The sequence below is a fragment of the Vibrio ulleungensis genome, from assembly GCF_016900875.1.
Classification (GTDB): domain Bacteria; phylum Pseudomonadota; class Gammaproteobacteria; order Enterobacterales; family Vibrionaceae; genus Vibrio; species Vibrio ulleungensis.
In genome coordinates, this window is sequence record NZ_JAFEUM010000006.1 from 194344 (window position 1) to 213610 (window position 19267).

21 protein-coding genes are annotated in these 19267 nt (G+C 46.7%); 6 read left to right on the plus strand and 15 right to left on the minus strand.

Features of this window, described 5'->3' with window-relative positions; translation table 11 throughout:
• Positions 1 to 94: 94 nt before the first annotated feature.
• Together JQC93_RS15145 and aspA are read right to left on the minus strand one after the other, a co-directional pair.
• On the minus strand, positions 95 to 1402 hold the full coding sequence (locus JQC93_RS15145) for an anaerobic C4-dicarboxylate transporter (protein WP_205159247.1): 1308 nt from the start codon (positions 1400 to 1402) through the stop codon (positions 95 to 97).
• A 76-nt stretch (positions 1403 to 1478) separates the two neighbouring features.
• The gene (aspA, locus tag JQC93_RS15150) at positions 1479 to 2912 is read right to left on the minus strand and encodes an aspartate ammonia-lyase (RefSeq protein ID WP_205159248.1); all 1434 of its coding nucleotides are present in this window, start codon (positions 2910 to 2912) and stop codon (positions 1479 to 1481) included.
• Positions 2913 to 3248: 336 nt separating this feature from the next.
• Here aspA and JQC93_RS15155 point away from each other — a divergent pair, with 336 nt between their 5' ends.
• Complete coding sequence (locus JQC93_RS15155) at positions 3249 to 3758, plus strand: FxsA family protein (protein ID WP_205159249.1); 510 nt, start codon at positions 3249 to 3251, stop codon at positions 3756 to 3758.
• A gap of 97 nt (positions 3759 to 3855) precedes the next feature.
• Here JQC93_RS15155 and trmL read toward each other — a convergent pair whose 3' ends face one another.
• The 3 genes from trmL to JQC93_RS15170 all read right to left on the minus strand — a co-directional run bounded on the left by trmL (position 3856) and on the right by JQC93_RS15170 (position 6553).
• Entirely contained in the window at positions 3856 to 4332 is a 477-nt protein-coding gene (trmL, locus tag JQC93_RS15160) for a tRNA (uridine(34)/cytosine(34)/5-carboxymethylaminomethyluridine(34)-2'-O)-methyltransferase TrmL (RefSeq protein ID WP_205159250.1), read from the minus strand.
• A gap of 157 nt (positions 4333 to 4489) precedes the next feature.
• A complete protein-coding gene (cpxA, locus tag JQC93_RS15165; protein WP_205159251.1) occupies positions 4490 to 5866 on the minus strand; it encodes an envelope stress sensor histidine kinase CpxA in 1377 nt (458 codons plus the stop codon).
• Positions 5867 to 6553, minus strand: a complete 687-nt coding sequence (locus tag JQC93_RS15170) for a response regulator (RefSeq protein WP_205159252.1) — start codon at positions 6551 to 6553, stop codon at positions 5867 to 5869.
• A 188-nt stretch (positions 6554 to 6741) separates the two neighbouring features.
• Between JQC93_RS15170 and JQC93_RS15175 the strand changes: the two genes are divergently transcribed.
• From JQC93_RS15175 to pfkA, 3 genes are all read left to right on the plus strand, one after another.
• Positions 6742 to 7242, plus strand: coding sequence for a CpxP family protein (locus JQC93_RS15175; RefSeq protein WP_205159253.1), 501 nt, complete (start codon positions 6742 to 6744; stop codon positions 7240 to 7242).
• A gap of 160 nt (positions 7243 to 7402) precedes the next feature.
• Positions 7403 to 8308 carry a CDF family cation-efflux transporter FieF gene (gene fieF, locus JQC93_RS15180; protein ID WP_205159320.1) on the plus strand — a complete coding sequence of 302 codons (906 nt, stop codon included), beginning with the start codon at positions 7403 to 7405 and terminating at the stop codon, positions 8306 to 8308.
• A 310-nt stretch (positions 8309 to 8618) separates the two neighbouring features.
• A complete protein-coding gene (gene pfkA, locus JQC93_RS15185; RefSeq protein ID WP_205159254.1) occupies positions 8619 to 9581 on the plus strand; it encodes a 6-phosphofructokinase in 963 nt (320 codons plus the stop codon).
• A 193-nt stretch (positions 9582 to 9774) separates the two neighbouring features.
• Here pfkA and tpiA read toward each other — a convergent pair whose 3' ends face one another.
• From tpiA to glpX, 4 genes are all read right to left on the minus strand, one after another.
• Complete coding sequence (gene tpiA / locus JQC93_RS15190; RefSeq protein WP_084884106.1) at positions 9775 to 10545, minus strand: triose-phosphate isomerase; 771 nt, start codon at positions 10543 to 10545, stop codon at positions 9775 to 9777.
• 287 nt (positions 10546 to 10832) lie between these two features.
• The gene (locus tag JQC93_RS15195; protein WP_205159255.1) at positions 10833 to 11168 is read right to left on the minus strand and encodes a DUF3135 domain-containing protein; all 336 of its coding nucleotides are present in this window, start codon (positions 11166 to 11168) and stop codon (positions 10833 to 10835) included.
• A gap of 92 nt (positions 11169 to 11260) precedes the next feature.
• Positions 11261 to 11881 carry a helix-turn-helix transcriptional regulator gene (locus JQC93_RS15200; protein ID WP_205159256.1) on the minus strand — a complete coding sequence of 207 codons (621 nt, stop codon included), beginning with the start codon at positions 11879 to 11881 and terminating at the stop codon, positions 11261 to 11263.
• 132 nt (positions 11882 to 12013) lie between these two features.
• The gene (gene glpX, locus JQC93_RS15205; RefSeq protein WP_205159257.1) at positions 12014 to 13021 is read right to left on the minus strand and encodes a class II fructose-bisphosphatase; all 1008 of its coding nucleotides are present in this window, start codon (positions 13019 to 13021) and stop codon (positions 12014 to 12016) included.
• 327 nt (positions 13022 to 13348) lie between these two features.
• On the opposite strand from glpX, the gene zapB reads away from it, so the two are divergent.
• A complete protein-coding gene (gene zapB, locus JQC93_RS15210; protein ID WP_084884113.1) occupies positions 13349 to 13591 on the plus strand; it encodes a cell division protein ZapB in 243 nt (80 codons plus the stop codon).
• 72 nt (positions 13592 to 13663) lie between these two features.
• Here the strand turns inward: zapB and JQC93_RS15215 are convergent, their stop codons facing one another.
• The 3 genes from JQC93_RS15215 to epmB form a co-directional block, all read right to left on the minus strand.
• Positions 13664 to 14512, minus strand: coding sequence for a hypothetical protein (locus JQC93_RS15215; protein WP_205159258.1), 849 nt, complete (start codon positions 14510 to 14512; stop codon positions 13664 to 13666).
• Positions 14509 to 15636, minus strand: a complete 1128-nt coding sequence (locus JQC93_RS15220; RefSeq protein WP_205159259.1) for a methyl-accepting chemotaxis protein — start codon at positions 15634 to 15636, stop codon at positions 14509 to 14511. Before JQC93_RS15220 ends, JQC93_RS15215 begins: the two co-directional genes overlap by 4 nt.
• A gap of 302 nt (positions 15637 to 15938) precedes the next feature.
• The gene (epmB, locus tag JQC93_RS15225) at positions 15939 to 16961 is read right to left on the minus strand and encodes an EF-P beta-lysylation protein EpmB (RefSeq protein ID WP_205159260.1); all 1023 of its coding nucleotides are present in this window, start codon (positions 16959 to 16961) and stop codon (positions 15939 to 15941) included.
• 32 nt (positions 16962 to 16993) lie between these two features.
• Here epmB and efp point away from each other — a divergent pair, with 32 nt between their 5' ends.
• Positions 16994 to 17560, plus strand: coding sequence for an elongation factor P (gene efp / locus JQC93_RS15230; protein ID WP_205159261.1), 567 nt, complete (start codon positions 16994 to 16996; stop codon positions 17558 to 17560).
• Between the two features lie 204 nt (positions 17561 to 17764).
• Here the strand turns inward: efp and frdD are convergent, their stop codons facing one another.
• The 3 genes from frdD to JQC93_RS15245 are packed head-to-tail and all read right to left on the minus strand — an operon-like array spanning position 17765 to position 19265.
• A complete protein-coding gene (gene frdD / locus JQC93_RS15235; RefSeq protein ID WP_084884121.1) occupies positions 17765 to 18127 on the minus strand; it encodes a fumarate reductase subunit FrdD in 363 nt (120 codons plus the stop codon).
• A gap of 12 nt (positions 18128 to 18139) precedes the next feature.
• Positions 18140 to 18523 carry a fumarate reductase subunit FrdC gene (frdC, locus tag JQC93_RS15240; RefSeq protein ID WP_205159262.1) on the minus strand — a complete coding sequence of 128 codons (384 nt, stop codon included), beginning with the start codon at positions 18521 to 18523 and terminating at the stop codon, positions 18140 to 18142.
• The gene (locus JQC93_RS15245; RefSeq protein ID WP_205159263.1) at positions 18516 to 19265 is read right to left on the minus strand and encodes a succinate dehydrogenase/fumarate reductase iron-sulfur subunit; all 750 of its coding nucleotides are present in this window, start codon (positions 19263 to 19265) and stop codon (positions 18516 to 18518) included. Before JQC93_RS15245 ends, frdC begins: the two co-directional genes overlap by 8 nt.
• Between the last annotated feature and the right edge of the window lie 2 nt (positions 19266 to 19267).

Sequence of the window (19267 nt, forward strand, 5' to 3'; positions counted from 1 at the left end):
TGGGATTTACAACAACTAAGTGGGCTGTGCTGATTCCTTCAACCCGCTGTGCATAGATAAATTCAGCTATGCAAAACTTAATTCAGCGTCGCAATTACAAAATTACGCTGCCCCAAACAAACCCTAGAGTTACGGCGGTACTGATCGTTACCACGCCAGGAATGAAGAACGGGTGGTTAAACACATAGTTGCCGATGCGTGTTGAGCCCGTGTCGTCCATCTCGACTGCTGCCAAAAGCGTTGGATACGTTGGTAGAACAAACAGAGCACTTACTGCAGCGAAAGAGGCGACTGCGGTGAGTGGTGCAACGCCAATTGCCAGTGCTGCAGGCATAAGTGCTACTGTTGTCGCGCCTTGAGAGTAAAGAAGCATAGAGGCAAAAAACAGTACCAAAGAGAGCATCCATGGGTAGTCAGCCAAAAGGGTGCCAGCAACGTCTTTGATCTCGTTGACATGTGACTGAACAAACGTCGAGCCTAGCCAAGCAACACCTAGAACACACACACAAGCAGTCATGCCTGAGCGGAATGTTGCCGCAGCAGGAATGTTGCTGGTGTCGATTTTACAGGTTAGGACGATAAGTGCTGCTGCGCCAAGCATGAATGTCATGATCGCTTCATTACGTCCAAGAGCAGGATCTTCAATGAGCCCCACAGAACCTGAAATCGCCACAGCGTAAGTCACAACGGCAAGAATTGCGGCAATGAAAATATAGGTGGCTTTCTTTGCGGTAGGAAGAAGTGTGCGTTGCTCAGGACCTTTTACTTTAATGAGCCCCGCTTCTAATCGGCGAATGTATTCTGAATCATCTTTGAGCTCACAGCCCATATAGTTTGCCACGAATGCACCGATCATACAGGCGATGAATGTGGTTGGGATACAGACAGCAAGAAGGCTCAGGTAATCAATACCATGCGGGTCCAGCATCGCGGCAAACGCCACAACAGCTGCAGAAATTGGCGACGCAGTAATCGCGATCTGAGAGGCAACTACGGCAATAGACAATGGGCGTGATGGACGTACACCTTGACCTTTAGCCACTTCGGCAATCACTGGAAGTGTCGAGAACGCAGTATGGCCCGTACCTGCCATTAGTGTCATTACGAATGTGACGATCGGTGCGTAAAAAGTGATGTGTTGAGGGTTTTTCCGCAGAAAGTCCTCAGAGATTTGCACCAACCAATCCATACCACCCGCGACTTGCATAGCGGCAATGGCCGTGATCACCGACATAATGATGAGTATTACGTCAATTGGAATATAGGCTTGCGAAGTCGGCACACCTAACACCAGTGACAAAACGACAACACCAGCGCCACCCGCTAGACCAATGCCGATGCCACCCATGCGGGCACCCAAATAGATAAACAGCAGAACAACAAATAGCTCTATAACAACCATGTGTTTTTCCTTTAATAAAGTGAGTATTTATACGGTTAAAAACTCCCCTGCAAAGCACAGCTTGCAGGGGATGGAATTAGTATCGTTTGGCTCTGTATTGTGGATTCATCAGATTCTCAACCGAGAATATCTCATCGAGATCCGACTCAGTAAGCAGGCCGCGTTCAAGTACAACTTCACGTACGCTCTTGCCTGTCTGGGCACAGATTTTACCGACGATGTCGCCTTCATGATGGCCAATGTAGGGATTCAAGTAGGTCACAATACCGATGGAGTTATGCACGTGGGCTTCACACACTTCACGGTTGACGGTGATCCCACTGATGCACTTGTCGCGCAAGTTTACGCACGCATTGCTGAGAATCTCTAAAGACTCAAACATGGCCTGTGCGATGACCGGCTCCATCACGTTAAGTTGCAGTTGCCCACCTTCGGCGGCAAATGAGATGGTGTTGTCGTTGCCTAGCACTTTAAAGCAGACTTGGTTAACCACCTCTGGCACGACTGGGTTTACTTTAGCAGGCATAATTGATGAGCCTGCTTGCAATTCAGGTAAGTTCAACTCGTTTAGACCTGCGCGTGGACCAGATGAGAGCAGTCTTAGGTCATTACATACTTTAGACAGTTTCACCGCTAAGCGTTTTAGGGCGCCGTGGATCATGACATAAGCCCCACAGTCGGAGGTCGCTTCAATCAAGTCTTCGGCAGGTACGCAGTCCAAACCGGTCACAACAGCAAGCTCTTTTACTGCCAGTTCTTGATACCCTTTTGCCGCATTTAAGCCAGTACCAATTGCGGTTGCCCCCAAGTTGACTTCAAGCAGCAGTTTGCTGGTGTATTGCAGGTTACGGATTTCTTCGTTAAGAGTAACCGCCCAAGCGTGGAACTCTTGCCCTACAGTCATTGGCACGGCATCTTGCAATTGAGTTCGGCCCATTTTTAGTACATCAGCAAATTCTTCACTTTTTGTATCAAATGCACCTTTTAGGTACTCAATAGACTCAATTAACTTGCTGACACTGTTGTAAACCGCAATGCGAAATCCAGTTGGGTAAGCACAGTTGGTGGATTGGCTCTTATTAACATGGTCATTAGGGTTAATAAATTCATACTGACCCTTCTCTTTGCCCATCAGTTCGAGCGCTACATTCGCAATCACTTCGTTGGCATTCATGTTGACAGAGGTGCCAGCGCCGCCTTGGAAGACATCCGATGGGAACTGATCCATGCATTTACCCGTATCGAGGATAAGATCGCAGGCATCGATGATGTGCTTGGCAATGTCCGCGGGAATAACGCTTAATTCGGCGTTGGCGATTGCGGCTGCTTTTTTGGTCATGATCATACCGCGCACAAATTCAGGGACATCTGAAATCGTGGTGCTCGATATGTTGAAGTTTTCGATGGCGCGTAAGGTATGAATACCATAATACGCATCAGCGGGTACGTGACGTTGGCCTAGGAGATCTTCTTCTACGCGCGTTGCTGATTGAACAGGGGATTGCGTCATATTGGATCCTTTTTTATGTGTATTGTCAGCTAAATATAGGTGGTAATTCACCAATGAATGCTAACTCTCTAAAAAGAATCCGTTCATGAGGGCAGCCAGTAATGTCTCCCATTACCGATTGAGCGTAAGTGTAATCGTAAACCCACTACGAAAAACCTATATGCATCAAATTATTTCCTTAAAACCCAAATAATTGACCTAACATTGACCTAAGTAAAAGTGAGTAAATATGTTTCGAGTAACTTGAGATCAATTCGTCGCCTCAGTAGAGTGAGAGACAAGATGACTTGATCATGAAAATGAATAGGATTGAGTCCATAACCAGAAGGTAGAAGTATGTTTCCAATTTTATTAGCTCTGTTTATTGTGGTGCCAATCGTAGAGATTGCCCTGTTTATTCAAGTAGGCGGAGCCCTAGGTGTTGGCATGACAGTGGCATTGGTTGTGATCACTGCGTTAGTCGGCGCTTCTTTGGTTCGTAGCCAAGGGCTGCAAACCATTATGTCGGTGCAAAATAGACTCCAACAAGGCGAGATGCCAGCGCAACAAATCGTTGAAGGGGTGATGTTAGCGGTCGCTGGTGTACTGTTGTTGACCCCAGGTTTTATGACCGATGCGTTCGGCATGATTGTGCTAATGCCAGCACCTCGTGCGGCCATCGCCAAGCAGCTAATGAGCCGTGTTCAAGTGCAAGCGAGCAGCGCGCAGTTTGGCCATTTTGAACAGCATGGGCAACACAACCCAGGTCAAAACCCATTTCAGCAGTCAGATCGCTTTGATTCGATGTCGAACGGAAATACCTTTGAAGGCGAATACGAACGCAAAGACGACGAAGAGCGCAAATAAGACGTCTAACTAATTAGGTTATACCCAAACAAAAAAGGGAGCACAGCGTGCTCCCTTTTTGATTTCGCCCCTCACAGCGCAGCGTCCCCGCCCCTACCTAAACCGCGCCTTCAAAACCCATCTGCCGCCAAGCTTCAAACGCAATAATAGCAACCGCATTAGACAGGTTTAAGCTGCGAGCATCAGGCATCATCGGTATCCGAATGCGCTGCTCCATCGGTAAGCTTTCAATGACCTCACTAGGCAGGCCACGAGTTTCTGGACCAAACAACAATACATCCCCAGATTGATACTGGGCATCCACGTGGTGTCCGGTGGTTTTGGTGGTGCACGCAAACAAGCGGTATGGCTGCTCACGCTCTTCTAAGTACGCCGTAAACGCGTTGAAGTCTTTGTGGCGTGTTACGCGGGCCAGATCGTGATAGTCCAGTCCTGCGCGTCGAACCTTCTTTTCTTCTAGATCAAATCCTAATGGTTCAATCAGATGCAAGTTCGCACCACAGTTGGCGCATAAACGGATAATATTGCCTGTATTAGGCGCAATTTCAGGCTCGTACAGAGCAATATCAAACATACCAAAACAACCTTTAATCAATAATGCTCCCAAGGCTAAAGAGTTCCTTGCCACATTTCAATCAAAGAACCGCCTCAACCTCTATTTCTCGTTAAACAATGACCGACAAATAAAAACCCCGCGCCAGTGGCCACGGGGTTTTTAATGCGGGTGATGACTACCCAACAATCGGTAGGATAATCTCCACTCTTAAGCCTTTGCTTGGGCTTTCTAGCGCTCTAATTGAGCCGCTGTGCTGTGCTACTGCGCTAGAGGCAATCGCTAAGCCTAAGCCAGCACCGCCCGAATCACGATCACGGGCTGTCGAGACTCGATAGAATGGGCGGAAAATTTCGTCGCGCTCATGCTCTTCTACACCAGGGCCATCATCATCAACCAAAATAGTCAGCGAGGTGGCACTGGCCGCAAACATAACATCCACTTTTTGTTTGGAATAGTGGATGGCGTTACGCACGATATTTTCCACGGCACTTTCTAGCAGTTGAGAGTTACCGTTAAGTTTTACTTGAGGCAATGCATTGTAGTTGAGCGTAACTTCGCACTGCTCCGCTTCAAAACAAGCGTCTTCTAACATGTCGTAGAACAGCTCTTTTACGGTGTGGTTTTCTCGCGTTTGGTGGGCGTCAATCTGCATTCTCGAGAGTTTAAGCAGTTCACTGATCATACGTTCTAGTCGATCCGCTTCAGTTTCTATGCGTCTTAATTCATCCGACTCACCCAGTTTACGACAGGCCAATGCATTGGCCATTTTAAGTCGAGTTAATGGTGAGCGAAGTTCGTGAGAAATGTCCGATAACAACCTCTGCTGCGAGGAGACCATATTGTTGACCGATAGGACCATTTGGTTAAAGGCCTTGCCGGTTTGTCTAAAGTCGACACTCCCTTTTTCCAGCTTAGGGTCGGGAGTGAACTCGCCCCTTGCTACGCGTTTTGCGGCCATTTCTAGTCGTCGGGCAGGCTGGCTTAACGCCCACGCAAGCGATATTAGTAATGGGGTGCTCACCAACATCACTACAACCAGCATTTGGAAAGGCTTATCGAACAGTTGCAGCACGAGTGGGGGAGGAAGGTCCCACTTAAAGCCTGCGTACATGGTCAGTTCTTCACCGGCAATAATCACAGGGAATGGACCGGCAAGCATAAATCGGCCGAATAGCTGCTGTTTAGGTGATTCTGATTCTGTAAAGTTGGTAATGAAGTTTTGCAACGCGCGCTGCTTCATACCACTTTCTTTACTTATGATGTTGTCTTCTTTATCGACTAGGTAGTAGCGAGCATCACGCCCACCGACGATAGTGCGATCGATTTCTTTTACTGCGGTAGGTAAACTTTCGTAGTGTTGATAGCGGCGCTCAAAGCGTTCGACCACTTTGGTGATTTCATAGAGACGATCTTTAGACATCAGTGTCGGTTTACGAGGATCCATTTTTTGTACTGCAAACACGGTTAACAGCACCAATAAAATGGTGGTCCAAAAAATCGCAAAGATTCGGCCGTACAGACTCGAAACTCGACACCAACCAGGGATTTTCATTTATACCTCGACTAACAAATAACCGCGGCCACGCAAGGTTTTGATCCTTGGTTTGCCGTCTTCTCGCTCTGGGAGCTTTTTACGTAAATTGGACACATGCATATCAATGGCACGATCAAACGGAGCAAGACGTTTACCAAGCACCTCAAGGCTTAAGTCTTCTTTAGTGACAATATTGCCTGGGTTTTTGATGAAGTACTCCAGTAGCGCAAACTCTGTAGACGTAAGATCTAAGGCTTGCTCTTGGCAACTGGCTTCTTGCGTTCCCGAGTTGACACAAATATCCAAATAACAGAGTGAATCCGAGGACTTTACCTCTTCGACTTTAGGTTGAGTGCGGCGCAAGATGGCGCGAATGCGAGCGAGTAGCTCTCGATCGCTAAAAGGCTTAGGCAAAAAGTCATCGGCACCTAAGTCGAGGCCGATTACGCGATCCCACTCTTCCCCTTTAGCGGTTAAGAACAGTACCGGCGTTTCCCAGTTTTCGCGAAGCTTCTTTAGCATCTCGATACCATTGAGTCGCGGCATCATAATATCTAGGCAGACTAAATCAATTGAGTCATTAACCGCTTCTAATCCCGCTTGTCCGTCATTGGCCACTGAAACTTGATACCCTTCAAGCGTCAGTATATCGCTCAATAGTCCGGTGAGTTCTTTGTCGTCGTCAACAAGTAGAATATGTGCCATTTGTACCTCTTAATTATGTGTCAGCGACTCTCCTTAAAGTCACTAAAGTGTAACCTCGTTTTACTGAGCCGAATCAGTTCTTTACTCTTCTTTACAGTCTCTATACGTCGGTTTACCTAGCAGCGCTTATTCTAAACTCATCAACGGCCAACGAGCCACACTACATAACCAAAGATGGAGATCATCCCATGAAAATGAAAAAAATTGCTCTAGCAGCTGTCCTAATCCCTTTAGCTCTAGGTTCTGCGAGCGCAATGGCGTTTGGTGGTGGTAAAGGTGGCGAACAACGCGGCGGAATGGATAATCGCATGCTTCGTCAACTCGACCTAACTGATGAGCAAAAAGACCAACTTAAAGAAATTGCCCAAACACAACGTGATGCTAAACGTGCTGAAATGGAAGAAAATCGCGACGTTCGCATGGCAGAAATGCAAGCGGCAAAAACAGCAGAACTTGACCTAGTATTGTCGGCTGACTTCGATGAAGCTCAAGCGCAAGAATTGGCTTCTAAAATGGTTGAAATGCAGCAATCACGTTACGTAGAGAAGCTAGAGCTTCAACACGAAATGATGAGTGTTTTAACCGATGAACAAAAAGCTGAGCTAAAAACACTGCAAGCAGAGCGCATGGCTGAAATGGCCGAAAAAGACGGAAAAGGCGGTAAAAAAGGCGGAAAAAAAGGCTGGTAATCGCTCTAATCTAATAAATTAACTCCCTGCTATCCATGGCACAGTTCGCCCCTTACTTTCGAGTTTGGGGCGTTTTTTTGTTTGGAAGGTGTTGAATGGCTTAATCTTAATCGGTGACCTGTTATACTTTGGTTACGATTCTCTTCTCTTGTTCTCTATTGTGAAAACTGAATATGCACGCTTGGTAACAACCGCCGCGTGGTTAGCAACCGCAGTTGCGTCGCTTCTCTTAATTGTAAAAATTGCCGCTTGGTGGGTCACAGGATCAGTTAGCTTGCTGGCTGCGTTGATTGACTCATTGTTGGATATTGGCGCGTCTGGCGTGAATTTAATGGTGATTAAATACGCGCTGCAACCCGCAGATAAAGAGCATACCTTTGGGCATGGCAAGGCCGAATCTTTAGCCGCTTTGGCACAGGCGATGTTTATTTCTGGCTCCGCACTGTTCTTGTTATTGCATGGCGTCGAAAGATTGTTCCATCCACAAGATATGGCTCAGCCCCAAATAGGCATTTATGTCACTTTATTTGCCACGTTCGTCACCTTTGGGCTGGTGCGTTTTCAAAAGTATGTGGTGTCTAAAACCGGTAGCCAAGCGATTGCCGCCGATTCTTTGCATTATCAAACCGACCTCTATATGAATGTGGCCATCATGGTGGCTATTGGTTTGTCATGGTATGGGTTTGGACAAGCGGATGCCGTGTTTGCTATTGGCATCGGCTTCTATATTTTGTATTCCGCGTTTCAAATGCTTAAAGAAGCCATACAGTCTTTGTTGGACAGGCAACTGCCACAAGAAGAGCTGGATGAAATCATAGCGATTAGCTGTGAGGTGGACGGTGTGTATGGGATTCATCAGTTGCGCACACGTATGTCGGGTCCAGTAAGATTTATTCAACTGCACTTGGAATTGGATGATGAGCTTCCATTGCGCGAGGCACATCGAATTGCCGACGAAGTTGAAGAAAAGATAATGCGGCGATTTGAACACTCGGATGTGCTGATCCACCAAGATCCTAAATCTGTCGTACCCACCAAAGAGCGAGACCAACTGCAGTCTTGGTGATGGGTAGATGCTTTTGCTTACACTATTACCTGAGCCTTGCTCATCGCTAGGGTGGAGAGTGGGGGCGGAGAAAGTGATGTCACAGGGGGCTTGTTGAATGTGCTACAAGTGACTATCTTTGTAAGCAGACGTAGAATCTGATGTGAATCAACACTATTTTTTGTTTATATTGTAATACTGTTACAAAAGTAGCTTAGTTTCAGATATTGCCGCGGCAATGTGTTGTTTTGGTAGGGCTCAATGACACGCAACGATTGATGCGGCAATCACAACAAAAATTTGTAATTTTCCCAACTGTTTGAGGGTGAACATGATTAAAAAAATCGGTGTACTAACCAGTGGTGGCGACGCGCCAGGAATGAACGCAGCAATCCGCGGTGTGGTACGTACAGCTTTGTCAAAAGACCTTGAAGTTTACGGTGTATTTGACGGCTATCTTGGCCTGTATGAAGACCGAATCGAGAAACTGGATCGTTCAAGCGTATCTGACGTGATCAACCGCGGTGGTACTTTCCTTGGTTCAGCACGCTTCCCAGAATTTAAAGAAGTGGAAGTTCGTGAGCAAGCGATCAAAAACCTGAAAAAGCATGGCATCGAAGCACTAGTGGTTATCGGTGGTGACGGCTCTTACATGGGTGCGAAGAAACTGACTGAAATGGGTTACCCTTGTATCGGTCTTCCAGGCACCATTGATAACGATATTGCAGGAACCGATTACACTATCGGTTACCTAACGGCACTAAACACCGTTATTGATGCTATTGACCGTCTGCGTGATACGTCGTCGTCTCACCAACGTATCTCTATCGTAGAGATCATGGGACGTCACTGTGGTGACTTGACGCTTATGTCTGCAATTGCGGGTGGTTGTGAGTACATCATTACTCCTGAGCAGCAATGGAGCAAAGAAGAGCTGATTGCTGAGCTTAACGAAGGCATGAAAAAAGGTAAGAAACACGCCATTATTGCCCTAACTGAGCTGATGATGGACTCGAACGATCTTGCTAAAAGCATTGAAGAGTCAACCGGCCGCGAAACTCGCGCAACGGTTCTTGGTCATATTCAACGTGGCGGTCGTCCAACAGCATTTGACCGCGTATTGGCGTCGCGTATGGGTAACTATGCGGTACATCTATTAATGGATGGCCATGGCGGTCGTTGTGTGGGTATCCAAAAAGAAGAATTGGTACACCACGACATCATTGACGCGATTGAAAACATGAAGCGCCCAGTACGTAAAGACTTGTACAAGGTTGCTGAAGAGTTGTTCTAACTTTTTACTGCACAATGTATATGAATAAGCCGCCTTTCGAGGCGGTTTTTTTGTGGGTGAAGGGCTAGGGGCGAGGACGCTGCGCTGCGAGGGGCGAGAATCGAGAAGCTAGGGACGATGGGCTAGAAGCTTGAAATTGGGGCATAAAAAAGACCACCTTGCGGTGGCCTTTTGGTATTTGGATGGCGTGTTATTACGCTTTTGCTTTTGCTGCTGCTTTCGCGATAGCTGCGAAGCTTTTCGCGTCTAGTGCTGCGCCGCCAACTAGAGCGCCGTCGATGTCTGGACATGCGAAGTATGCTTCAGCATTTTCAGGCTTAACAGAACCACCATATTGGATGATTACTTGATCAGCAATCGCTTGGCTCTTAGTCGCAATGTGAGCACGGATAGAAGCGTGGATGCGTTGTGCATCTTCAGCTGTCGCTGCTTTACCAGTACCTATAGCCCAGATTGGCTCGTACGCGATGATAGCGTCTTGTAGCGCGTCAACACCTAGTAGGTTGATAACAGCGTCGATTTGACGTGCACAAACAGCTTCAGTTTCGCCCGCTTCGTTTTGAGCTTCAGATTCACCGATACATAGAACAGGTGTTAGGCCGTTTTCTTTTAGGAAGCCAAATTTCTTAGCAACAAACTCGTCTGATTCTGCGTGGTATTCACGACGCTCAGAGTGACCGATGATGATGTGAGAAGCACCAAACTCTTTAAGCATTGCAGGAGACATATCGCCAGTGAATGCGCCGCTGTTGTTAACGTCAGTATTTTGAGCACCAAGGATCACAGCGCTACCAGCGTCAGTCAGAGTACGCTCTGCAAGATCGATGAATAGTGCTGGTGGAGCGACAGCAACGTCTACGCCCGTTACGCCTTCCAATTCCGCATTAAGACCAGTAAGCAAGTCAACAACCATTTCCTTGCTACCATTTAGTTTCCAGTTTCCCATAACTACAGGCTGACGCATAGCATCCTCTCTATCATTTCAATGTAAAAAATAAACAAATATGGTGTAGGAATATAACAGAAATAATCAGATTTAACATGACACGAGTCATGACTTTACGGTTATTTTCTACCCTAGGGAATGAGTGTAGACGGATTGCTCGATATGTGCGGAATAAAATGGCAAGACCTTATTGGCCCAAGTCGATAGTTCGAAGCCATTGAGACCGTGGTTGCGAGAGTCACAGCCACGGTATCATGATTCAATAACGGTTTATATTCAGATGGTTATGATGGGGGTCGGCCAATCTAATGGCGACCAAACTGTAAAACTTTTGCTGAATGCGTCGGGGTTTCGGGCTGTTCGCCGCGCAACTCACCCAGTGCGGTGTTTAGTTTACGCAACTGTTTTTGTAGCTCGGAGTACAGTTTTACATTGACTTGATGCGGGTTATTGCAGCTTTCTATGACTCTATCTATGTGGCTCTGTTGTGCGCGAAGCCTTGGCTGCATTTCGGGGGAGGCATTGACAATCGCGTCTTCAATTTGCTGTTGTCGGTAGCGTTCAAATTGCTGTGGATCGTCCTTGGCCATTTTGACCAAAGCGTCAAAGTCGAGTTTGTCTTCTTGATACACCAACTGCATAGCTCACCTTCCTTGCACTGCTTATTAATTAAGCATACGAGGTGAGTCAGAGATAATGCTTCTCATTTTTGAGAGGAACAGAGTGCGCTAAATTAGCCAAGTGGGGTGATTTTGTAGACGCAGCGACGCTGCCCAGAAACAATATGTTCATTGCGCTCAAGAAAAGCATGCTCTTTTAATACCTGCTTAAAGATGCGCTGTTCAGAATGGCACAGTGATGGACAGCGCTTAGCCGCTTGGCAAATAGGGCAATGATTTTCGATCAATAAGAAGTGGTCAGGGTGAACTTCCAGCTCAACCATATACCCTTCTTGGTCGCGCAATTCACACAATATTTGCAGCTTTTGCTGTAAGCTTTGCCCAGATTGCATAGCCGTTTGATAGGTTTCGAGGGCTTTTTCTTCACGCTGCAGGGTGATTTTTTCGACCCCTTCGTTACCGTATAAAGATTCGATGGCGTCAATAAACTGGATGGCCAATTCGCCATGGCGGTCGGTAAATTGTGCATGCCCTTTCGCGGTAAGTGTCCAGTGCCGAGTTGGTCGTCCGACTTTGGCTTTAATATCGTGAAAGCTCAAAATACCGTCTTCCTCAAGCGCAAGAAGGTGCTGACGAGCGCCCATAGTCGTGATATTAAGATCCACCGATAACTGCTTGGCAGTTACCGTTCCTTGGCGTTTTACTTTTTGCAGTATCAGATCAACCGTTTTCATACCACTCCCTCTGGTGTGCCAAAGATTATCCTTGAATCGATAAATAAAGTAAACGGTTTGTTAATTATGCGGGAATGAAAAAGGCTCCTAGAATCTAGGAGCCTTGATGGTGATCGAGTTGAAGTTAACGGATTACAAAATGAAATCGCGAACTTCGTCGTCTTTACGCTCGAGGTAATGAATAGACTTGATACGGCGGATCGTACGGCAGCGACCGCGGATCAACAAAGTCTCGGTGGTTGCGATGTTGCCTTGACGAGTGATCCCTTCTAGGAGGTCACCTTTGGTGATGCCTGTTGCTGCGAAGACCACGTTATCGCTGCGAGCCATGTCGTCCATTTTTAAACGAATATTGGCTTCAACACCCATCTCTTTACAACGTTTGAGCTCTTCTTCGCCCCAGCGACGGTTTTCTTCGGTATCGCCTTTTACATCGTGACGCGCCATGAGGCGGCCATGCATGTCGCCATCGAGTGCGCGAATAACCGCTGCCGAAACAACGCCTTCAGGTGCGCCGCCGATGCAGTACATGACATCAACTTCGCTGTCTGGCATACAAGTAAGAATAGAAGCCGCAACGTCGCCGTCTGGCACCGCAAATACGCGTACACCCATTGCTTGCATTTCGGCAATGATGGCGTCGTGGCGTGGCTTGGCCAAAGTGATCACCGTGAGTGCTTCTAACGGCTTGTTCAGCGCCTTAGCAATGTTAACTAAGTTGTCGGCAAGCGGTTGATCGAGGTCTATCACCCCTTTTGCACCAGGGCCAACAACCAACTTTTCCATGTACATGTCAGGTGCTTTTAAGAAACTTCCCTTTTCGCCAGCCGCTAATACAGCCAGTGCGTTTGATTGACCCATTGCCGTCATGCGTGTCCCTTCAATAGGGTCAACGGCGATGTCTACTGCGTCGCCGCCAAGGCCGACTTGTTCGCCAATGTACAACATTGGAGCGTCATCAATTTCACCTTCACCGATAACAATCTCGCCGCTAATGTCCGTTTTATTTAGCAGGTTGCGCATCACTTCTACCGCAGCACCATCTGCGGCATTTTTGTCGCCACGTCCTAGCCATTTGTATCCAGCTAACGCTGCGCCTTCTGTCACTCGTGAAAAAGCCATTGCTAAATCGCGTTTCATTATGTCCTCACTTGCTTAGGGAGTGCATGTAGTCACATGCAGTAAAGTTCAATTTGGAAAGCTGTAAATAATTGCGCGGGATTCTAGCACACTTTCAGCCAAACGTTTGCGCTGTAGATTGATGTACCTCATTGTTGTGTCGGTTTGTCGTCGCTTTTTTAACCGGCCTAGTTGCAGAAAAGGGGCTTTGCAAGTTTTCGGTCAATAACGGTTTAAAAAATGCCCAATCAATCAAAAAAACACAGATAGGGAGTGCCCAAATGCGTTAGCCTGAGTAGAATGATCCGAATAACTAAGAACTATCCCAAGATAACTAGGTAGGCAGATATGTCGTTAGAAGTATTAGAACAGCTAGAGCAGAAGATCCAAACTGCTGTAGACACCATTGCTCTATTGCAAATGGAAGTAGAAGAACTAAAAGAGCAAAAAGGCGAACTTGAGCAAAAAGCGAACTCTCTACAAAGCGGTTATGCTGAACTAGAGCAGCAAAACGCACAGCTTAAGACTGATCACGAAGCGTGGCAAACTCGCATCCGTGGCCTACTTGGTAAGATGGAAGAAGTCGAGTAATTCGACGGCTTTCAAAAAAATCCCTAGCGAGTGAACTTAGCGTGATGCCGAGTTTTCCCGCTAGGGATTTTTTTATGAAATCAGTAATTGGCTGCTTGGACTGTTCCATTTAGATTTTTGGTTAATGGACAACAATTGCTGATCAAAGCTGGTATAAATTTGCTCTATGGCAGCGGTGGCCAAATCGAAATAATATTCAGCTGAGCAGTGTGGCGCTGGGCTGAGCAGGTTAAGGTCAATCACCTCCAGCAATTGAATCAGTTTGGCGTCATTGTCCACGTGAAGGGCACTGAGATTCTCTTTAATTGCTGTATGCAAGTATTTGAGCCGTATTCTCTCAACGCTTGAGCATTGCCCCGTTGCCGCTACACCGGTTCCGACAGCTCTTGCTTGCCCCACCCATTCAGCGGCTTCCAATTGGTCTTGCCACAGATAGCGTACTGAGTCACCGTCGGTATTTTTAAGTTCATACAGCTTATGATATTCACAGCTGTCATCAATGAGATACAACAGGTTTGCAATCATTTTGCTGTGCTGACTAATACAGTTCATTGACGTGAGAGTGGAATAGTTTCGCGACAGTTGCTGCCAGTGAAGCACAATACCTTGCCAATTTGGATTGTGTGCAAGCCACGAGTTATTGTGGTTAAGCCAAGTAATTTGGTCGTTAACCTCTGCTTGCAGTACAGGCAGTCGAGTACTTAATGATGTATCCCCACATAGCACCCCGTTGCTCACCCCGCGATGTTGCTGGATTAGGTTGAGCAGTTGTCGAAATGAAGACAAATAAGTTAGCCCATCTTTAACATGGCGCTGATATCGCTTAGTCGCATGGAACTGCACGCCGATGGCGATGCCGATTAGGCTCAGTAGTAAGAATGCTATTGATAGGGTCAGTAGATGAGACGATGCGCTGATCATAGTGTGTCCTCTTCCATGTGAGTGATCGCTTTTAAATGTGCGGCGACATTGGCATTTTGAGTGGCGATATTGGCGTTACTTGTGGCGCTGTTTGCCACGCTTTCAATACTTTGAGAAATCTCCCGTGATGCACTGGCTTGCTGTTCTGAGGCACTTGCGATGCCAGCAATTTCTAATGTTAAGTGCTCAATGATGGTGACCGTTTCATCGATAGTTTTAATGGTTTTTTCAGTGCCTTGTTGGCTTTCTAAGCTTGCTCCGTTAACCTTTTGAAGCTGCTCGATGGCCTGCGTCATATTGGTCGATACATCGTTCACCTGCGCGGTGATCGCTTGAGCAGATTGATGGCTTCGCTGCGCAAGATTTCTCACTTCGTCTGCGACAACACTAAACCCTCGCCCGTACTCTCCGGCTCGCGCGGCTTCGATGGCCGCATTGAGCGCTAACAGATTGGTTTGTTCCGCGATATCGCGAATGAAGGTCGACATTTCCTCAACCGAATGCAGCTTACTTTCAAGGCTTTTAAGGCTGCTTTCCATCTGCACAATATTGTCACTGACATCGGTTACTTGCTGCTGAGTTTGTTGCATCATCTGTTTTCCGCGATCGCACTGGATCTGTCCTTCACTGATCGCAGCATGGGTCTTGGCAACGTGCTGGGTGACTTCTTCGATGCTTTGGCTCATCTCTGTCATGGCCGCAGCCGCAGTAAGAGTATCTTGCGCTTGTTGTTCACATAGCTGAGCCACAGCTTCTGAGTTATGTGATAGCTCGCTGGCTGAAAAGTGCATCTCGTGTTGCTTCGCAATCAGACTTTTTTCTGTTCGATGAGTGAGCCGTGTTAAATCATCTAGAATAGGAAACAGGGGCTTAAGTGGGCCTTTGCCAACCGAAGTAAACGAGAAAGGTGCGCCCTCAATGTGGTGTGTCAGTTCGATACTCAACTGCTGCATATCCTTTTGCAGAAGCCGAATAAAGTAGAGGTTGCTGGTCAAGAGTGCAGCGAATACTGCGATGCTTGCTTGCAAAAACTCTAGTGACAGCAACCCTAATCCAGTCACCGTGCCCAAAATCGTCCACCGATAAAGGCCAGATGCACTCATTTGTATCCATGTCGTAGTCATTTACCGATCCTTGTATGACGCTGATATGAACTTATTTAGCAAGTTACGTTCCATTGATCTAGGTATTATTTTACATAGGCTTATAAGGTTGTTATGCCAATGGTTTCTGACATGTTTTTAATTATTTGAGCTGATAACTAAAGAGTAGTGCACCATGTTGGGGAAACGACGTGCACCCTAAAGGCTCAGCGTGGTATTTACACTGAGTGGTACATTGACGGATTAGAAACATGACAATGCGATTGCTGTAGGTCGGTATTGATGTGCCACAGGTCCCGTGGCAAAATTCTAGTACGGCGCTTTTATTCGAGATGAAGATCTAGGGGCGTTTTACTTGGGCGGCCTCCAATTTCTCGTGCGAGCTTTGGCACCATATAGCCCGACACTTCTTTGACTAGGCCTTGCATTAACTGCCGTGCATCGTCATCGCAGACGTAATAGTGCGCGGCTCCTTGAACTTTATCGAGCGCAAACAGGTAGTAGGGCTGAATGCCAGCATCAAAAAGCGATTCACACAACGTTACCAAGGTATCGACACAGTTGTTGATTCCCTTGAGCAATACCCCTTGGTTTAACAAGTGAACATTGGCCTTTTTAAGCTTTGCCATAGCATGGCTTACTTCGTGGTTTATCTCATTCGGATGGTTGATGTGGGTGACTAATATCGCCTTAAAACGCGACTGATCTAGCATATCGCAAAGCTCATCAGTGATACGTGATGGGATCACAACAGGAAGTCGTGTATGGATGCGCAGCCTCTTAACGTGCGGCACTTGTTCAAGTTGTGTGATCAGCCAGTAGAGTTCACTGTCTTTCGCCATCAGAGGGTCACCACCCGACAAAATTACTTCATTAATTTGTGGGTGCTGAGCAATGTAATCTATGTTGGCTTGCCAAACGTGTTTATTGCCTGGGTTGTCTTGATAAGGAAAGTGACGTCTAAAGCAGTATCGACAATTGATCGCACATCCCCCCTTTAAGACCATGAGTGCACGATTTTTATATTTGTGCAGCAGTCCAGGCTGGCCGTTGCGCTGCTCGTCGAGAGGATCAGTTATAAAACCGGGTGCAACGTCAAATTCCTGTGCAGAGGGCAAAACTTGCAGCAGCAACGGGTCGTTTGGGTTGCCTTTTTCCATTCTTGCCACAAAACTTAACGGTACACGTTGCGCGAACAATTTACGTGCTTCAAACCCTTTTTTAAGCTCGTTTGAGTCGATTTCGAGTAGATTGAGCAGCTTTTGGGGATCGGAGATCCCATTGGCTAGTTCAAATAGCCAGTTTTGCTCAACAGTTTCGATATTTCGGGTTATGATGTGCGGCATTAAAAACACTCTAATCAGTTTAAGAGGAAAACATGGCTACTGTAAGTACCAATGAATTTAAAGGCGGCCTAAAGCTGATGCTTGATAACGAGCCTTGCACAATCCTGGAAAACGAATACGTTAAACCAGGTAAAGGACAAGCATTTAACCGCGTGAAAATCCGTAAGCTGTTGTCTGGTAAAGTTTTAGAAAAGACTTTTAAGTCTGGTGAATCATTTGAATTAGCAGACGTTATGGATATCGACCTAGATTATCTATATAACGACGGCGAATTCTACCACTTTATGAACAACGAAACGTTTGAGCAACTTGCTGCAGACGTGAAAGCTGTGGGTGAAAACGCGAAGTGGTTGGTTGAAAACAACACATGTATGCTTACTTTGTGGAATGGTACGCCGATTACGGTAACACCACCAAACTTTGTTGAACTGGAAGTGGTTGAGACCGATCCTGGCCTTAAAGGCGATACTCAAGGTACAGGTGGCAAACCTGCAACATTGACTACAGGTGCTGTGGTTCGTGTTCCTCTGTTCATTCAGATTGGTGAAGTGATTAAAGTGGATACACGTTCTGGCGAATACGTAGGCCGTGTAAAATAATCAGCCTATCTTGGTGATGTGTTAAGTAAGAAAATGCCGAACAGCAATGCTTTCGGCATTTTTTATGCGCAGTGCTCTTACCAATAGAAGCGATTAACTAGCAACAATGATCAGGTCAGTGCTTTGGCTGCTCTAAATGCGCGCCTAGATACAGAAAGAGCGACAGGATGCCCGTCGCTCTTTGGTTAGTGCTTTTTCGTCAACCTAAACCATGTAGATGAATATTACGGATAACACCGTAATAAAGCCTGCCACGAAGTAGCACAATACTTTACCTAACGTACCAGCATGGATCTTCAGGTCATGCATACCATGGTGTAAGCGGTGCATTGCATGCCACATCGGTAGCGCAAGCGTACCAATAACAAACAAAGCCCCAATAAAGCTTGTGACAAAGTCGGCAACACGTTCATAGCTCATTGCTTCAGCATCAATAATACCTAGCGGGGCTAATATCCCTAACACCAAAACGGTCACTGGAGTGATCATCGCAAACCAAGTACCACCGGCACCAAATAGGCCCCACCAAATTGGCTCTTCAGAGCGACGCGGATTTTTATTAACCATCTTTATTGCTCCTTATACAATGATCAACACAATCAAAGAGATGATTGCTACAGCAGCCCATTGTGATAAGACAATGATCTTCTTATCCAATGTTTTGCCTTTGATTTTGATAGGCATCACTTGTGGCATCATGCCGAAGAAAGTGTGCGCATGAAATAGACTGCCCGCGAGTGCAACGATGTTGATTGCGACGACTACGGGGTTGGCCATAAAGATAAGCCAAGCTTCCCAGCTATCGGCACCTTTGACCAGACTGGCCAGCCCAGCGGTAAGAAACAGAGTAAACAAGATAAGAGGCAGTACTGTAGCTTCACGCAGCATGTACATACGGTAGAACGGGTGATTGTTCCACCAAGTTGCCTTCATTGGTTTTACATACGGCTTACGTTTAGTCATGTGAAGCCCCCTCTGGTTTAAACATTGCAATCACATAGTCTTTTGATGACTCGATTTTACCTTGGTTGACCGCAGCAGCAGGATCGACACTTTTCGGGCATACTTCAGAGCAGTAACCGACAAATGTACAGCCCCAAGCGCCATTTTCGCCATTGATCAGCTTCATGCGCTCGTCTTTACCGTTGTCACGGCTGTCCAGATTGTAACGGTGCGCAAGAGTCAGCGCTGCTGGACCGATAAACTCTGGGTTTAGACCAAACTGAGGACATGCGGCATAACACAGACCACAGTTAATGCAGGCCGCAAATTGCTTGTAGCGAGCCATTTGCTCTGGAGTTTGAATGTTGGTGCCGTCTTCAGGCGTGCGATCATTACCAATAATGTATGGTTTGATCGCTTCAAGGCGCTCAATAAACGGAGTCATATCCACAATGAGATCTTTCTCGATTGGGAAGTTTGCAAGTGCTTCAATTGTGACGCCCGATGGATACTCACGCAGGAACGTTTTACACGCCAGCTTTGGTACGTTGTTTACCATGATCCCACACGAGCCACAAATAGCCATTCGACAAGACCAGCGATAGGCTAAGTCTTTGTCTAGGTTATCTTTAATGTAGCCAATAGCATCGAGAACCGACATCGTCTCGTCAAAGGGCACATCAAAGGTTTGCAGGTACGGAGCGTCATCCTTTTCTGGATCATAACGCGAGATACTGACTTTTTGAATACGATTTGGAGACATGA

Excerpts from the sequence above, each read along its gene's own strand:
- JQC93_RS15145 (WP_205159247.1), bottom strand. The coding sequence starts at position 1,402 with ATGGTTGTTATAGAGCTATTTGTTGTTCTGCTGTTTATCTATTTGGGT.
- aspA (WP_205159248.1), bottom strand. The coding sequence starts at position 2,912 with ATGACGCAATCCCCTGTTCAATCAGCAACGCGCGTAGAAGAAGATCTC.
- JQC93_RS15155 (WP_205159249.1), top strand. The coding sequence starts at position 3,249 with ATGTTTCCAATTTTATTAGCTCTGTTTATTGTGGTGCCAATCGTAGAG.
- trmL (WP_205159250.1), bottom strand. The coding sequence starts at position 4,332 with ATGTTTGATATTGCTCTGTACGAGCCTGAAATTGCGCCTAATACAGGC.
- cpxA (WP_205159251.1), bottom strand. The coding sequence starts at position 5,866 with ATGAAAATCCCTGGTTGGTGTCGAGTTTCGAGTCTGTACGGCCGAATC.
- JQC93_RS15170 (WP_205159252.1), bottom strand. The coding sequence starts at position 6,553 with ATGGCACATATTCTACTTGTTGACGACGACAAAGAACTCACCGGACTA.
- JQC93_RS15175 (WP_205159253.1), top strand. The coding sequence starts at position 6,742 with ATGAAAATGAAAAAAATTGCTCTAGCAGCTGTCCTAATCCCTTTAGCT.
- pfkA (WP_205159254.1), top strand. The coding sequence starts at position 8,619 with ATGATTAAAAAAATCGGTGTACTAACCAGTGGTGGCGACGCGCCAGGA.
- tpiA (WP_084884106.1), bottom strand. The coding sequence starts at position 10,545 with ATGCGTCAGCCTGTAGTTATGGGAAACTGGAAACTAAATGGTAGCAAG.
- JQC93_RS15195 (WP_205159255.1), bottom strand. The coding sequence starts at position 11,168 with ATGCAGTTGGTGTATCAAGAAGACAAACTCGACTTTGACGCTTTGGTC.
- JQC93_RS15200 (WP_205159256.1), bottom strand. The coding sequence starts at position 11,881 with ATGAAAACGGTTGATCTGATACTGCAAAAAGTAAAACGCCAAGGAACG.
- glpX (WP_205159257.1), bottom strand. The coding sequence starts at position 13,021 with ATGAAACGCGATTTAGCAATGGCTTTTTCACGAGTGACAGAAGGCGCA.
- zapB (WP_084884113.1), top strand. The coding sequence starts at position 13,349 with ATGTCGTTAGAAGTATTAGAACAGCTAGAGCAGAAGATCCAAACTGCT.
- JQC93_RS15215 (WP_205159258.1), bottom strand. The coding sequence starts at position 14,512 with ATGATCAGCGCATCGTCTCATCTACTGACCCTATCAATAGCATTCTTA.
- JQC93_RS15220 (WP_205159259.1), bottom strand. The coding sequence starts at position 15,636 with ATGACTACGACATGGATACAAATGAGTGCATCTGGCCTTTATCGGTGG.
- epmB (WP_205159260.1), bottom strand. The coding sequence starts at position 16,961 with ATGCCGCACATCATAACCCGAAATATCGAAACTGTTGAGCAAAACTGG.
- efp (WP_205159261.1), top strand. The coding sequence starts at position 16,994 with ATGGCTACTGTAAGTACCAATGAATTTAAAGGCGGCCTAAAGCTGATG.
- frdD (WP_084884121.1), bottom strand. The coding sequence starts at position 18,127 with ATGGTTAATAAAAATCCGCGTCGCTCTGAAGAGCCAATTTGGTGGGGC.
- frdC (WP_205159262.1), bottom strand. The coding sequence starts at position 18,523 with ATGACTAAACGTAAGCCGTATGTAAAACCAATGAAGGCAACTTGGTGG.
- JQC93_RS15245 (WP_205159263.1), bottom strand. The coding sequence starts at position 19,265 with ATGTCTCCAAATCGTATTCAAAAAGTCAGTATCTCGCGTTATGATCCA.